Source organism: Dolichospermum sp. UHCC 0259, from assembly GCF_009711935.1.
In the GTDB taxonomy this organism is placed as follows: Bacteria; Cyanobacteriota; Cyanobacteriia; order Cyanobacteriales; family Nostocaceae; genus Dolichospermum.
In genome coordinates, this window is sequence record NZ_VIKX01000072.1 from 1 (window position 1) to 15931 (window position 15931).

Genomic DNA, 15931 nt, shown 5'->3' on the forward strand with positions numbered 1-15931 from the left:
TCCTATCCCTGTTACTTCCTAATTCCTTTTTAGTGGGGGAGTGTGAACAGTTACTACCAGATTGAAGCTGTATTTAATCATTCTAGTCCTCCGAATGAATTCATCAATTGCCGAGAAACTTGAATTTTGGGCAAGAATCTATTACGGAAAAGTCCGCTAACTCTATCTAGAAAAAGGAGAATTTTTGCCTACTACATCAGTTTCAAGATTAAGCTAGAAATTAGCACTCAACCCCTGTGAGTGCTAGAGTTTATTTGGTTGTTACATTGTATTATCTATGATTTGGAAAATAATTTCAAGGTTAATAATATGCAGCTTAAATAGGGGTTGCTGAAAAATTCGTATTATATTGTCTATTCTTTAATAATTGTCAATAAATTGAGATTATTGGCAATTAATAAAAACGTAATTTAATCCTGAAACTCTTTTTAATCAACACTTGCAGGTTATTTTTTTACGTCGAACTCAGGTGAATCCAACTTGAATTGTTCGGATACAATACAATTAAGGGCGGGGAAACCCCGCCCCTACGGGTTTTACATACCGCGATATCAGCAAAGTCGATTTTTCTAGGTCGTATACTCAGCGTTAATTTTCACATAATCATAACTCAAGTCACAACCCCAAGCCTGACCTGTGCCATGACCATTACCAACACTGACGGAAATTAACACTGTGTCTGATTGCAGATATTCACCATTAGCTGCTGCTTTCAAATATGCACTAGCTGCGGCTTTATCAAAAGGTAAAGGTTGACCATTTTCAAATAGTAAAATATCTCCTAATTTAACAGAGAGGTTTTCCTGTTCAAACCGGACTCCAGCGCGACCAGCAGCCGCAGCTATCCGTCCCCAATTGGGATCATGACCAAAAATGGCGGCTTTGACTAAAGATGACCCGGTAATGGTTTTGGCGATTTGTCGGGCGGATAATTCATCTTGAGCGCCAGTGACTTGGACTTCTATTAAACAAGTTGCTCCTTCACCATCACGAGCGATCGCTTTCGCTAAATGCTGACATACGAATGTTAACATGGCTTCTAGCTTCTGTGCCTCTGCTCCCATTTCGGTAATTGCTGGGGTGCGAGATTGACCGTTTGCTAAGGCAATTAAACAATCATTTGTACTTGTGTCACCATCAACGGTGATAGAATTGAAGCTTCTATCTGCTGCTCTGGTTAACATTTGTTGCCATAGCGTCGAAGAGACCGCCGCATCACAGGTAACAAAGGCTAACATTGTCGCCATGTTGGGGTGAATCATTCCTGAACCTTTCGCAATTCCACCAATTCGCACTGGACGGTCATGGATAATGGTTTCTAAGGCGATGGATTTGGTAACTAAATCTGTGGTGACTATTGCTCCTGCGGCTTTGTCTGAGCCTGTTTCTGATAGTTCTGCGACTACTTTGGGGATACCACCCCGCAATATATCCATTTTAATCCGTTGACCAATTACGCCGGTGGAAGCTAATAAAATGGATTCTGGGTTAATACCCAATTCTTTACCTAACAAGTCTGCACATTCTTGAGCGTCTTTAATGCCTTGTTCACCTGTTGCGGCGTTAGCTTGTCCTGCATTGCAAAGGATGGCTCTCGCGCTATGTTTCCCTTGTAATACTTGACGACAGTAATCTACACAGGCTGCTTTAACTTGGCTAGTGGTAAATACACCAGCAGCGATCGCTTCCACATCTGATACAATTAAGGCTAAATCCGGTAATCCTGAAGCTTTCAGTCCTGCTGTAATTCCCGCTGCTTTATACCCCCGCGCTGCTGTCACACCACCAGTAATTATTTGCCAATCTGCCATAATTTTACTCACAATTATCTATATCACGTTTGCTGTTTAATTACTTTCCGCCTCTGGTTTGATCTCAGCGTCCAGTATTTATGTCTATAAGTGAGTTTATCTGTTGACGACAATCTTTTTTGAATCATAAAAATTAAACCCACAATAAATAAAAGAGAGCCACTTGGATAGCTCTCTAAAATCATCAGGGTGCATCTACTTAGCACATTATATGATTCTAGCACCAAGGGGTCAAACCCCCTATTTTTTATTTTGGTCAGTGGTCAGTTGTCAGTTGTCAGTTGTTCCCTATTACCTATTACCCATTACCCAGTCCCCAATCCCCAATCCCCAATCCCCAGTCCCCAGTCCCTATAAAAAGAAAGAGAGCCAATCTAAACTAGCTCTCCCGATAATCAAGTTGCGTCTTATTATCACACTATACCATGATTGGGGTGAGGGGTGTCACCCTACATTGGTGCATTGAGTTTCTCTTCTACCAATTGATTGGTGAGTTTGGGTTCTGCGCGTTTATCGGTTTTTTTCAGGACTTGTCCCACGAAAAAGCCTTTGAGGTTGGTGTTACCCTTGCGGTATTTTTCGACTTGTTGAGCATTAGCGGCGATGATCTCATCAATGATGGGTTCAAGAATGGTACGATCTGAAATGAGTTCTTGACCGGCAAAAGCCTCTTCTGGAGAAACTCCATTGAGTAAATCTGTGAGTTTTTCCTTAGCTTGAGCGTTGCTGATTTTCCCATTTTCAATGCGGGTAATCACGTCCGCTAGGTTAGTAGCAGTCAGTTTAATTTCCGAAATGGTGAGTTTTTGTTTGTTTAAGTACCCAGCGATATCTTGAGTAATCCAGTTAGCCGCAGATTTGGGATTTGCTCCTTTAGCGATCGCACTTTCAAAATAGTCCGCAACTGGTTTATCCTCAGTTAAGACCCGCGCATCATAAGCAGAAAGTCCCAACTCATTTTCATAATGATGGCGTTTTATCGCAGGTAGTTGGGGTAATTCACTTAACCATGAATCCAATTCTGCTTGGGTGACTTCAATTGGTGCTAAATCAGGTTCAGGAAAATAACGATAATCACTAGAACCCTCTTTCACCCGCATACTACTGGTACGTTGCGAACCTTCTTCCCAAAGCCGAGTTTCTTGAATAATCTTTTCTCCTGATTCAATCGCAGCGATTTGGCGTTCAATTTCATAATCAATCGCTTTTTGAATCGCACTAAAGGAGTTCATGTTCTTAATTTCCACCTTAGTGCCAAATTGCTCTCGTCCCACCGGACGGACAGAAATATTCACATCACAACGCAGAGAACCTTCTTGCATATTTCCATCACTGACACCAAGATAGCGCACAATCCGCCGCAGTTCTTGGGCATATTCCGCCGCTTCTTGTCCTGTCCGCAAATCCGGTTCAGAAACAATTTCCACCAAGGGAATACCAGCGCGGTTATAATCTACCAGAGAATAGGTAGAACCAGAAAGCCTTTCACTCCCTGCGTGGACAAGTTTTCCCGCGTCCTCTTCCATGTGTAAACGAGTAATCCCAATACGTTTGCGGCTGGGGTTTCCTGCATCATCTACCAATTCAATTTCTATCCAACCATGTTCGGCTATGGGTAAATCATATTGAGAAATTTGGTAATTTTTGGGTAAATCAGGATAAAAATATTGTTTGCGGTCAAATTTACTATACCGAGCGATTTGACAATTTAGAGCCAAACCCGTTTTCACGGCGTATTCAAGAACTTTGGCGTTAAGTACGGGTAAAACCCCTGGTAAACCCATACAGACAGGATCAATGTTAGTATTGGGGTCAGCACCAAAAGCGGTAGAACTGTTGGAGAAAATTTTGGTATTGGTACTGAGTTGACAATGGGTTTCTAAACCAATAATCGCTTCATATTCAGTTTTTACGGGTGTGGCTGTGGTCATATCCAAATTTTACGGTTTTTCTGATTTGGTACTATTTTAGCGGTTTTGTGTTGATATTAAGGGTAGGGCTAGAAAGTAGGGGCGCAGGGCCTGCGCCCATTCAGAGTTAAGGTATTGAAGTTGATAACCACTTTTTTGCAAAGCACAAGGCACAATAAGGATAAGTATCAGTTATTTTAATTATGGCTTGCTGATAGCGTGGCGATCGCCATATAAACCAAAAACCTAGATATATGAAGAGTTTCCGGGTTGAAAAAGGTGAATCACTTGCAAGGAATAAGCGTTGAAACCGTTCATTTACCTATCACTTTCCCAGATTTGAGACTATTCCTTCTTCCTTCTTCCTCCTGAATCCTGACTCCTGACTCCTGACTCCTAGCCCTCACGAAAAGACTTTGTCAGCAAACCCTAATTATGAGTTATTGTCTTAATCCCCATTGTTCTCAGCCAGAAAACACTGATGATGTTCAGTTTTGTCAAACCTGTGGCACAAAATTACTCTTAAAAGAACGATACCGTGCTATTAAACCCATTGGACAAGGTGGTTTTGGGAGAACCTTTTTGGCTGTAGATGAGGATAAACCCTCAAAGCCACCCTGTGTAATTAAGCAATTTCTCCCCCAAGGGACAAATACGGTACAAAAGGCAGTAGATTTATTTAACCAAGAGGCTATACAGTTGGATGAATTGGGACAACATTCCCAAATTCCAGCACTTCTAGCATATTGTAACCAAGATGACAGACAATATTTAGTTCAGGAATTTATTGATGGACTAAATTTATACCAAGAGTTAGAACAAAATGGCGCTTTCAATGAAACACAGATTCGGCAATTATTGAATGATTTATTACTAGTGCTGCAATTTTGTCATAGTAAACAAGTCATACATCGAGATATTAAACCAGAAAATATTATTCGTCGCCATAGCGATCACAAATTAGTTATAGTTGATTTTGGGGCAGCTAAATCCGCCACTGAAACAGCCCTAAACCGTACAGGAACAATTATCGGTAGTGCTGAATATGTCGCCCCGGAACAAATGCGCGGGAAGGCACTTTTCGCCAGTGATATCTATAGTTTAGGGGTAACTTGTATTAATCTGTTAACAGAGCGATCGCCTTTTGACTCCTACGATACCCATAACGCAGCTTGGATTTGGGGACAATATCTCAAAACTCCTGTGAGTCCAGAATTGAGTAAAATCATTAACAAAATGGTAGAAACCATCCCCAGTCACCGCTACCAAACAGTTGATGAAGTGATCAAAGATTTGAATTTTCAACCATCATCTTCACTTCCCAAACAAGTAACTCCACCAATATCTCCACCTCCTGCTGTGGTGAAAACTTCCACCCAAATTGAGAAAGAATTACAAGAACTAAAAACTCAATTTACAGGTGGTAAACCCCAACCCAAAAACGTTAATTCTCAACCACAATCTTCTAGTAATGATCCTATAGATAAAGAATTAGAGGAATTAAAAGCTAAGTTTATGAATAATGAGTAAAAAGTGGAAAAATATCTGATTGCTGCCAATGAAATTTATATGCCAATACAGGCAAAACCTGTAGGAGTGGGGTTTTCCCACCCTCAATCAATCAATTAATTTTTCTTAATTATGTTGGTATTTCCAGCAGCTTGTTTACCTAATAATTCCACAGCTTTAGCAAATTGAGGATCTTCAGGAGTCGCTAATTTATCCTTTCCAGCTAACCATAACTCTTGACGTTGGGCATCAGTCAATTCTACCTTCACGTCTGGATCAATACCATGTTTATTAATATCTTTCCCACTGGGAGTATGATATTTAGCAATAGTTACAGCCAAACCAGCGCCAGATTTTAAAGGTTGTACAGATTGGACTAAACCTTTACCAAAAGTTTTATTTCCTACTAAAGTCGCTCGTTTATTATCTTGTAATGCCCCAGAAAGAATTTCACTAGCACTAGCTGAACCTTTATCTACTAATATCATCAAAGGTTTATCAGTCAAAGCCTTGCCATTGGCGACTTGTTTATCCTGTGTACCTTGACGGTCAATAGTAAAAACAATTGTGCCTTTATTTATCCACATTTGAGCAATTTCTATACTCGCGTATAATAGTCCACCAGGATTACCACGTAAATCTAGAATATAACCAGAAACATTTTTAGCTTCTAACTTTTCAATAGCATTTTTCATTTCTTTGGTGGCATTGGCGCTGAATTGATTCAAGCGAATATAGCCAAGATTCCCCGCTGAGGTTTTCTTTTCTGAAAAGCGGACGGGATGAATTTCAATTCGCGCTCGTTGAATGTTGAATCGTTTTTTCTGACCATTCCGCAAAATTGTGAGTTTTACTCTACTACCTGGTTCTCCCCGAATGAGGGATACAGCGTCGTTAGTATCCATGCCTTTGGTGCTTTTGCCATCAATCTCAAGAATGATATCTTTAGCTAAAATACCGGCTTTAAATGCGGGTGTATCCTCAATGGGGGCGATAACAATCAGTTGTTTTGTTTTTGCATCTTGACTGATGGTGATACCAATACCTGTAAGTTCTCCAGAGGTATCAACTTGCATATTCTTAAATTCTTCTGGGTCCATGAACCGGGTGTAGGGGTCTTCTAGCTTTTTCAGCATTTCCCGGACAGACTTATAGGCTGATTTATCATCAGTATAGGACTTGCTTAAATATTCCTTGCGTATAGCTTGCCAATCTACCTGATTAAAAGTACCATCTACATATCGGTAGTAAATAATTTGCCAGACTTCATCTATCAAATCCTTGTGACTATCTTTAAATGAAGCTTTACCAATTGAGTGAATACCCAAACCAGTAACAGCAATTGTAGAAAGCGTTACCACTGTAGCACTTAAAACCAGTTTACTTTTTGTAATTACCATAATGGCGGCCGTGTCAGGGGAAAAAATATATATCAAGTATGCCCAATCTAACACAGCGATCGCTAATTGGTAATTGATAGTTGTCACTCATCACCGTAACATTGGCAATTCCCACTCACTAGGAATATTAAGAGACTTCCAAATAAAAAAATGTCCCAAAACTGATGCAAAAATTCTCTCTCTGTGTACTCTGTGGTTCGTTTCTTGGGATAATTTATTTCTTGGAAGTCTCTAACTGAATGAAAACAATACCAGAGCGATCGCTCCCTAATAAGGCAGTGTCTGTTTTAACCTTTAAAAAATGGTACTAACAACAGTTAATACAATACATTTTAACTATTAAACGGAGTCAACAAAAAACTAGAGTTTAGTACCTGCATAAATAAGAACCTATGTCAAAGAAAATAAAAGGTTCTTCGGTACTTGTTATGCTAAACCGAGAAGTTGAGAGAAGGGAACTCTTAAGAGAAGGAATGTCAGATATTAATGACTTTAAAGACTTAATAATTTGGCAAAAGGGATGGATATTGCTCAAAGATGCTATTTCCTCACTAAAATTTTTCCCAAAGATGAGCTGTATGGTATGGTTTAATCGTAACTGTTCACACTCCCCCCTATCTTTAACGAGAGATCAAGGGTTTCGATAATTTTAGAGGACGGGAGTGAATAACTACGTTCCCTCGTAAATAAAAATAGGAAAAATTAATGAATAAGAGATGCTTACGACAAGCCAAGCTACGACTATTTATCTTAGGATTCAGTTTAATAACTTTGACTGCTAATGAATTATCAGTATTAGCCCAGACTCGACAGCCCACAAATACAGAACTAAGAAAATTACGTCAAGAACTTCAGCAACATATTATTAGATTAACTAAAAACAATACTGTAGGCACTGGACATCTTCAAGATAGCCGTACTCAAGTAGAAAAGAACACAAGAGAATCCTTTGTACGTGCTTGGTCAAAGACAGAACCAGAATTAGCACCTTTCTTTGGTCAGTGGGTGGGATACGAAAATATTAGTCATATTTATCCATCAAATAGTAAGGGTCGTGTTTGTGTTGTTGAAACAGGTGAAGGTTCTGGTCGTTTAACTACTGGTGTTTTCTCTAATGGAGTTATCAAAACCAATATTGGAGAAGTGCTATTCAAAGAAGGAAATTATTATTTAGGATCAGCATTGCTCAAAAATGGCAGATTTGTAAGCAATAATGGTGAAGTTCCTTTACATAGTCCCACACCTGTTGAATCACTAAGTGGATTACTTGGAAATATATTTGAAGCATCAGATAAAAATCAAATTTCTCAACAATTTAAAGCTGCTGGTTGTACTTCTAGTACCGTGCGGAGTAAGTAATTTTTTTGCATTACTATATCACGCATATCCCTACTTGTACATACCCTACAAACTCTCGAAAGTGGGGGGAGAGTGAAAAACTACCAGAAATCTCTATATTGCTTTCCTGTTCCCTCTCCTCAATATGAAATTTATTTTGTCGGACTACTTGTAAGCTGTTAGACCGTCAGGAGATAAGTAGGTGGGCATGAATATTTATCGTTAGGGCAAGGCAGGAGGCAGAAGGCAGGAGGCAGGAGGGAAGAGGGTTTGGGGCAACTTTACTTTTAGTTACATACTGCGATTTTTTTACGCCTTTCTACTTAGCGTTGACGGTTTTTTTGTGAGAACTAAGATTTCATCATTTTTTTGAGTAGTTCGGGAATTTGAGCGGGACTGTTAGCAACGGGAATTTTTGCGGACTCAAAAGCAGCTAATTTACTTTCTACTGTCCCAAAAGTTGCAGAACGTCCAATTACAGTTGCTAATGTCCCTGTTTGTTGCCAATTTCGCGCCGGTGGTGCGTGTCTACCGGCAATATAGGCAATTACAGGTTTATCAATTGCCTCTGTAATGTATTGTGCTGCTGCTTCTTCGCTTCCCCCACCAGGTTGTCCGATTAAAACAATCGCTTCTGTGGTGTCGTCTTCATCCAGGATTTGTAACCATTGGATGAATGAAGAACCAACAATAGCATCACTGCCAATACTAATACTAATTGATTGCCCTAAACTCGCTTTTGTTAATTCCCACGCGACTTCATAAGTGAGGGTACTGCTACGACTAACAATGCCCACAGAACCAGGGATATAAAATTCGCTAGGTTGAGTACCCAAGAGAATTTTCCCCGGAACGATAATTCCTGGACTATTTGGGCCAATAATTAAGGTCTCGCAAGCTTCTGTTTTGCGAAGGAGTTGTACCATGTCCAGTGGTGGAACACCGGCGGTAGTAATGATAATTTGAGGGATGTTAGAGGCGATCGCTTCTAATGCTGCATCTAAAACTTGATAAGGTTGAACACAAATAATTGTGGTGTCAATCTGTCCAAATTTGGCCACAACTTCCTCTACTAAATCAAATACTGGTAGATTATATATTTTTTGTCCACCATCACCAGGACTGACACCAGCTACTAAATTTGTGCCATAAGCTTGCATTTGAGCAATATGGGTTGCGGAAATAAATTCACAAAATCCCTGGATTAAAACTTTACTTTCTGGTGTTAAATTCATAGTTTGTCAGTTGTTAGTTGTCAGTAGTAATTGGTAATTGGTAATTGGTAATTGGTAATTGGTAAAAATATGGACTCCTGCCTCTTACCTTTTTTTTACTACCGGAGTCTTTGCTAAACGAACTGCTTCCTTGACGGCTTCATCTAAATTTTCTACAACTATTAGCAATTGATTAGAAGTTTTCAGTGCGGCTAACTCTTCTCTGACATGATTGAATTCTGAACCAGCTAAACGGAGAATTAACCAGGGCAAATTCCAGGATTGCTGACTTTTATTGCCATTGGTGGCTGACACCTGGGATGTGATTTGGCTTCTGTCTGAATGGAGAAATTGGGTAATAATTTCTGGGAGTTGATCAACTTGCGGAATAGTTCCCAAAAAGTTGACTAAAATAACTTGAGTATTCTGATCATTGACCAAATTTGTCAAACTGCTAATGAGGCGATCGCTAAAAGTAGTCTGTGCCGTATCACTCATGAAAGTATGGCGCAAATTGACACATTTACCAGGATGACCATGAGCATTAACAACCTCATCCAGTGTTGTTAAAACAGAACCTTTACCATTGCCTATGATGCAGATTTTACCCTGCATTTCTATCCCATCCCACCTACTCAACAAACCGTTGCCTTTGCTTTTTTTGTTACCATGAAGAAGACCAACCATTTTGGCAGCCATATCGGCTATTTCAGGATGACGGTTAATAGCTTGTTTATTCACCCTGACCTTACCATTAAGAGCCATCACTTGACCCGCAGAGTTCACACCCAGTGGATGAATCTCCACCAAATCCAAATCCTTTTGGACAAATAGCTGGTACATTTTCTCCACAATATCACTCACAGTCTGCATTAACGCCCCCTGTAAGCCCATTTTTAAAGCCAGCCGTCTGGCATAGAATGGAGAAAACTCTTGTTCTACGACAACGTGCTGAAATTTTTCTCCCGCTGTCTCCCAGTCAATATTTGCTTCTGTGCAACCCAATAAAACAGGACGACACAGCGCAGTATCTAAAACTACAGCTAGATAAAATTCTTCCTGGGCATCATATTTTGATTCTGCCAATAAAACTTCTGGAAGTTGCCCCCAAATTGGTAGATTAAATATATTCTGTGCTGTAGCGATCGCATCAATTGTGGTTTCTACAATCCTAACTCCACCAGCCTTTTCCCTTTCCCCCGCTTGCACCTGAGATTTCAGCACAATCGGGTAACGAATTTTTAACCGTTTTAAATCTGTAGGATGGTCTATTCTTTGAGATGGTAAAACCGGAATCCCAATTTTACCAAACCACTCTTTAACTTGGTACTCCAATAAATCCATTGAGACACACCTTGTATTAACAAGTCCAACGCGCTTTCTCTGATGCTATCTAATATTTTACCCAATACCGAAAATTATAAAATTTGGTTTCACTTAACTGAAAATTTATTTTGACATTGGATTGTCTAATTTATAATCTAGCTGTATAAAAAAATAGAAGTCTAAATCATCACCCTGGACTGTGTTCTTCGTGACAAATTTAACCTTCTGCTAGAAACTGATTCTATTAGATGTAAAACTAGGATTTGCATCCCATCCCCCAGTCCCCAGTACCTTCGATAATCAAAACTATATAGAAAGAGTGGCGGTAACGCTTTATGAAAGCAACAGTTCAACAAGAGGATCTCAAAGTTTTAGGCGATATCTTACAAGAAAGATTAGTTGCCGAAGTGCTTGACGGTAAAGATTTCCAGATCAAATGCGCCGTCCAAAATGATGAATTGATGATTTTAACTCAGCACCCTGCTGAGGTCACGGTTAATACACAGCAAGTTTTTGAGGTGTTAGAACAAGCACTACAATGGCAATTTAGCTACCAAAGCCAACGGGTACGATTTTTCTTGAGAATTTCTGGAGAAAAGCGTCCCTATACTCAACACTTCCTAGATTTTCAGATTCATAGCGTAGAGACAGAACAAGAACCTGAATATGGTTTTCAGATTCATAGCGTAGAGACAGAACGAGAACCTGAATATGGTTTTCAGATTCCCAGCATAGAGACAGAACAAGAACCTGAATATGGTTTTCAGATTCCCAGCATAGATACAGAACAAGAACCTGAATATGGTTTTCAGATTCCCAGCATAGAGACAGAACAAGAACCTGAATATGGTTTTCAGATTCCCAGCATAGATACAGAACAAGAACCTGAATATGGTTTTCAGATTCCCAGCATAGAGACAGAACAAGAACCTGAATATGATTTTCAGATTCATAGCGTAGAGACAGAACAAGAACCTGAATATGATTTTCAGATTCCCAGCATAGATGTAGAACGAGAAACAGTGGAAATAGGACATGAGAGAGACACTTTCTTCCTTAATTCTGATCTGCAAACACCATCATCTCCAGTTACAGAAACGGAACAAGAACCTATTACTGATTCATTTTTCTCTAGTTCCGAAGAATCTTTTTCAGACTATTTACTGCCAGACTCAAATTTATCTGCGGATGAATCGGAGAGAATGGAGGATCTTGAAGAAGATTTTGATCCCTTTGCGAATATTCCCGATAAACCGAAAAAAAGACAATTATCACTATCACTTCCTCCCTTACCGATTATGATTGGTACGGCTGTAGTAATTGCCATTCTTTCCGGTGGTGGCGCTTTCTTTCTCCATCGTGGTTGTGTAATTTCTGAATGTAAAGAATTGCAAACAGCCCAGCAATTTAAAAATCAGTATCAGCAGCAGATCAAACGTACTAGGTCAGAAAGAGACTTATTAACAGTGCAACAACAACTAGATGGGGTAGTTGCCGATTTGCAAAAAATTCCTCAGTGGTCTCCCCGTTATCAAGACTCTCAGCTATTGGTTAATAGTTTTTCTGAACAGTCAACAAAAATCAACCAGGTGCTAAAAGCCTTGCAAATGGCATCTTCAGCCCAAAAAACAACTCAAACTCCTGCTAAGAGTTTAGATGAGTTACGCAATAGACAAAAGTTGTGGAAACAGGCAATTACCTCATTAGAGATAATTAAGCCGAGTAATGAACTCTATGGATTGGTAAAAGCTAATTTACCAAGTTATCAAAATACTTTAAAAAGTGTTAATGATCAGTTGCTTAAAGAAGAAACCTGGGTACAAAAAATTGCCAATGCGACAACTCTCGCCCAAGCTGCTACTAAACGTCAAATCACGGCTAAATCTGCCCCTGAATGGCAAAGGGTAGAATCTGATTTCCAGACAGCAATTAGTATCCTCAAGATTGTTCCTATAGGTAGTTTAGGATCTGAAGATGCCCGCAAGCTGTTGGCAGAATACCAGCCAAAAATTATTGTAGCCCGCGATCGCGCCACAAAAGAACAATTAGCAGCCACATTCTATCAACAGGCGATGAAAGCCGCTAGTCAAGCCAAAAGCTATGGTAATCAAAATCAATGGCAAAGTGCAGTCAGGTCTTGGGAACAGGCTATACAAACGGCTAAACAGGTGGGTCAAGATACTTTCTATTTCAATCAAGCTAAATCCCTGATTGAAACCTATACAGCATCTCTAAAACAGGCACAAGAACAATTCCAAATCTATGGGGATTTAACTCAAACCCGCGCTGAACTCAAAAGCACTTGTACCAATACCATTAGGCTTTGCACTTTTACTATCGAGAATCAGCAAATTAGTGTCCGTTTAACTCCTGAGTATGACCGATTATTTGAAGCTAATAATCCACAAATCCAAAGTCATTTTCAAAGCTTGAAAGATGCTCTCACAGCTATTAGTCAAAATGCTCAACTTCCTGTATTTATCTATAATGCCCAAGGACAGGAAAGGTATATGCGGCAGCCGCAGTAAGAGGTAGGGGCAGGGGAGCAGGGGAGCAGGGGAGCAGAGGGGCAGGGGAGAAATTAATTTTCTTTTTTTTCTTTTTTTTCTTTTCTTTCTCCTGACTCCTATTAGCAAACCCTCCTATGTAGCAATCCTATTTGAGTTGAGAACTTATCGGTGAGGGATGGGAATAGGGAATAGGGAATAGGGAATAGAAGTGTTCATGAATCATTGATGATTGCTATATCAATGTTATTAACAATTTAGAAATTGTGCCTTTTGATAGTGGAAATTAGAAAAACAATGTTCATCAATTAAAAGTAGGTTAAATAATTAGTTTTTTAATAATTGCAAATTTAGCCTCTAAAATGTGATATTTTAATCATGTGTATTCACTTGTCAAAAATGTTGTAATTCCTAAATGATAACTATGATGGAAACTCAAGCACAGCAAACAGAACAAGGAAATTCTTCTTCACCACAAGATAGTGGATCTTTTTCAGGTGCAGACAATAGCCGTTTACCACAATTACCTGCTGCTAAGGAATCTGAATCTCAATGGCAGCAAATTATTAGACAAATTGTTGAATTTTTAAACCGACTGCCAGATTATGTAGGCAGTGTTTTTAACAACAATAAAAAGGGTTTAACCACTGTAGTCTTAATTTTATCAGCTTTTGTCACAGTCAAGGTAGCGATCGCATTACTAGATGCTGTTAATGATTTCCCGTTGCTACAACCGATTTTAGAGTTGATTGGCTTGTTTTATTCTATCTGGTTTACTTTCCGTTATCTTATTAAATATGAGACTCGGCAAGAATTAGCTCAGAAATTTAACGCTTTCAAACAAGAATCTTTAGGATAAAGATTTTTTTGGAGATATGAAAATGTAGGTTAGTTATAGACTAGCTTACATTTTTTATTTTGGATGTGACTATGTAAAATCTATCTATAGATAGATAAATTTTTATCAAAGTATTTTTGGCAATTATTCCTAAAGGTAGTGGGTTTATTGGCTAGAAAATTATAATCTGGTTTGTGTAATGCTGAAAAAGGCTAATTATTATGAATGAGAAGATTAGCGCAGATACTTATGATAGAGGCATAATTCCCGCCGAAACAGCAGCAAGAATCAAACGAGAGGGAGAAAATTACAAAAAACTGCCGACGGAAGAGGATCTTGCTAGTGCTGTGACTAATGACCAAACTGATATTTACAGTATTCGGACAACTGACGGTTACACGATGGATAAAGAGGGGTTGTTGAATAATTATCCAGTTGAACCGGAAATGTATTATGAAGTTCCTGGTGATGCACGAGAAGCCGCAGAACAAGACAAAGCCGAACGAATAGAGGAATTGCGAGAAATCAATGAAGATAAAACAGGTTTGCTAACAGAGAATTTTGATAAAAGAGGTAAAGGACCAGGAATGATTTAAGAGCATTTAGTTCAAAAAGTATTGGACGCACCATATAATAGAGTTATACTCACAACGGCTAGAAATTGAACTTTTTTATAATACAAAGAACAAGTTCAAAGCCTCTCCCCTCAACGGGGAGAGGTTTGGAGAGGGGTTTCATATTTGGTTAAATTATAAACCGGTTGCAGTATACATCGTCTGCAAGAGATACGCTATCAAAAAGGTAAAACGCACCTATATTTCTGGAATTAACGAAAAATCAAGATATTACTGACGTGGGGAATTCTGCTGTATGTAGCAGGTGACAGGGTGGACAGTCTTAATATCAGTATTTAAGCAGATCCAATATGAATTTTCCCTACGCCTTTTCTGCCAGATGTTGAAAGATTTGGCTTTTTTTGTATATTTATTCATTTTTATTTATTTCTAAGATTATTAAATGAGTGTAAACAAAATATACTCGACTTCTCCAAGCAATCGAGTATGTTTTGTTATGATTTATGCCTTTGGCTGCTATGGAAGATACACAAATCTAGCAGCGACAAGAAAAATTATTTTACTTACACAATATTTTCTGGAGATTGTTTGGTAAACAATAAGGTAAAATCTAGCCAGATTGACACTCTCCTGCCTAAATAATTTAGGGTTGCTATATGATCGAATGGATTATACCGTTTGTATTTATTCTGGCTGGATTACTTGCTGGATTAGTTGGCGAAAAAGTGATTTTCAGAAAACTGAAAACATTTGTTACTAAAAAACAAATTCCTGGCAGTGAAATTATATTTCAATCATTGCACAGGATGACATTTGTCTGGTTTGTAGTTACAGGATTTTTTTGGGCTATTCTTAGTTCTCCCCTCAAGCCAGATATAGCTAATGTTTTGCAAAAAGTTCTGACTATCATTTTGCTATATTCAGTTACATTAGTCCTAGCTAGATTAGCAGATGGTTTTGTGACTTTATTCGTTCAGAGGACGGAAGGATTTCCCACATCACTACTGTCTAATCTTGCTAAAGTTGCAGTTTTAATATTAGGGACATTAATCCTTTTGCAAACTGTAGGTATTGAAATTACACCTATAATTACAACATTAGGAGTTGGGGGTTTAGCGGTAGGTTTAGCACTACAAGATACTTTGGCAAATTTATTTTCTGGTTTTTATTTGGTTATGTCTAAGCAAGTGAGAACTGGAGATTATGTGAAGTTAGATGATGGCAATCAGGGCTATGTTACAGATATTACATGGCGGAATACGACGATTAGGGAAATTTCTAATAATGTGATAATTGTCCCTAATTCTAAGTTAGCGTCGGCGATTTTTACTAATTATCATCTACCTGCGAAAGAAATTACTTTAACAATGAATATTGGTGTTAGTTACAATAGTGATTTGGATTTAGTAGAAAGAGTTACTATCGAAGTTGCCAAAGAAGTTATGCAAGAAATTGCACCCGAATTAATTAAAAATGGTTCTACCGCTCCCTTTATGAAAGGAT

11 protein-coding genes are annotated in these 15931 nt (G+C 38.8%); 6 read left to right on the top strand and 5 right to left on the bottom strand.

The features are described from left to right. Positions 1-569: 569 nt before the first annotated feature. Both argJ and gatB read right to left on the bottom strand, forming a co-directional pair. Positions 570-1811: a bifunctional ornithine acetyltransferase/N-acetylglutamate synthase gene (gene argJ / locus FJR05_RS05920; protein WP_168643266.1), complete on the bottom strand. Its 1242-nt coding sequence runs from the start codon at positions 1809-1811 to the stop codon at positions 570-572. A gap of 449 nt (positions 1812-2260) precedes the next feature. Beyond that, a complete protein-coding gene (gene gatB, locus FJR05_RS05925) occupies positions 2261-3742 on the bottom strand; it encodes an Asp-tRNA(Asn)/Glu-tRNA(Gln) amidotransferase subunit GatB (RefSeq protein ID WP_168643267.1) in 1482 nt (493 codons plus the stop codon). 414 nt (positions 3743-4156) lie between these two features. Between gatB and FJR05_RS05930 the strand changes: the two genes are divergently transcribed. Further along, on the top strand, positions 4157-5251 hold the full coding sequence (locus FJR05_RS05930) for a serine/threonine-protein kinase (protein ID WP_168643268.1): 1095 nt from the start codon (positions 4157-4159) through the stop codon (positions 5249-5251). Positions 5252-5346: 95 nt separating this feature from the next. On the opposite strand, the gene ctpC is transcribed toward FJR05_RS05930, so the two are convergent. Next, positions 5347-6630 (bottom strand): carboxyl-terminal processing protease CtpC, encoded by a 1284-nt coding sequence (ctpC, locus tag FJR05_RS05935; RefSeq protein ID WP_168643275.1) that lies wholly within the window; start codon positions 6628-6630, stop codon positions 5347-5349. A 705-nt stretch (positions 6631-7335) separates the two neighbouring features. Between ctpC and FJR05_RS05940 the strand changes: the two genes are divergently transcribed. Further along, positions 7336-7989 (top strand): hypothetical protein, encoded by a 654-nt coding sequence (locus FJR05_RS05940; protein ID WP_168643269.1) that lies wholly within the window; start codon positions 7336-7338, stop codon positions 7987-7989. 329 nt (positions 7990-8318) lie between these two features. On the opposite strand, the gene FJR05_RS05945 is transcribed toward FJR05_RS05940, so the two are convergent. Both FJR05_RS05945 and FJR05_RS05950 read right to left on the bottom strand, forming a co-directional pair. Continuing rightward, positions 8319-9203 carry a CoA-binding protein gene (locus FJR05_RS05945; protein WP_168643270.1) on the bottom strand — a complete coding sequence of 295 codons (885 nt, stop codon included), beginning with the start codon at positions 9201-9203 and terminating at the stop codon, positions 8319-8321. Between the two features lie 84 nt (positions 9204-9287). Continuing rightward, positions 9288-10526 carry an ATP-grasp domain-containing protein gene (locus tag FJR05_RS05950; RefSeq protein ID WP_168643271.1) on the bottom strand — a complete coding sequence of 413 codons (1239 nt, stop codon included), beginning with the start codon at positions 10524-10526 and terminating at the stop codon, positions 9288-9290. A 317-nt stretch (positions 10527-10843) separates the two neighbouring features. Here FJR05_RS05950 and FJR05_RS05955 point away from each other — a divergent pair, with 317 nt between their 5' ends. The 4 genes from FJR05_RS05955 to FJR05_RS05970 form a co-directional block, all read left to right on the top strand. Beyond that, a complete protein-coding gene (locus tag FJR05_RS05955; RefSeq protein ID WP_168643272.1) occupies positions 10844-13036 on the top strand; it encodes a hypothetical protein in 2193 nt (730 codons plus the stop codon). Positions 13037-13439: 403 nt separating this feature from the next. Beyond that, entirely contained in the window at positions 13440-13874 is a 435-nt protein-coding gene (locus FJR05_RS05960; protein WP_371416820.1) for a CAAD domain-containing protein, read from the top strand. Positions 13875-14074: 200 nt separating this feature from the next. Then, positions 14075-14449 (top strand): hypothetical protein, encoded by a 375-nt coding sequence (locus FJR05_RS05965; protein ID WP_168643273.1) that lies wholly within the window; start codon positions 14075-14077, stop codon positions 14447-14449. A gap of 635 nt (positions 14450-15084) precedes the next feature. Continuing rightward, positions 15085-15931, top strand: an 847-nt coding sequence (locus FJR05_RS05970; RefSeq protein WP_168643274.1) for a mechanosensitive ion channel family protein, incomplete at its 3' end; no start/stop codon positions are given.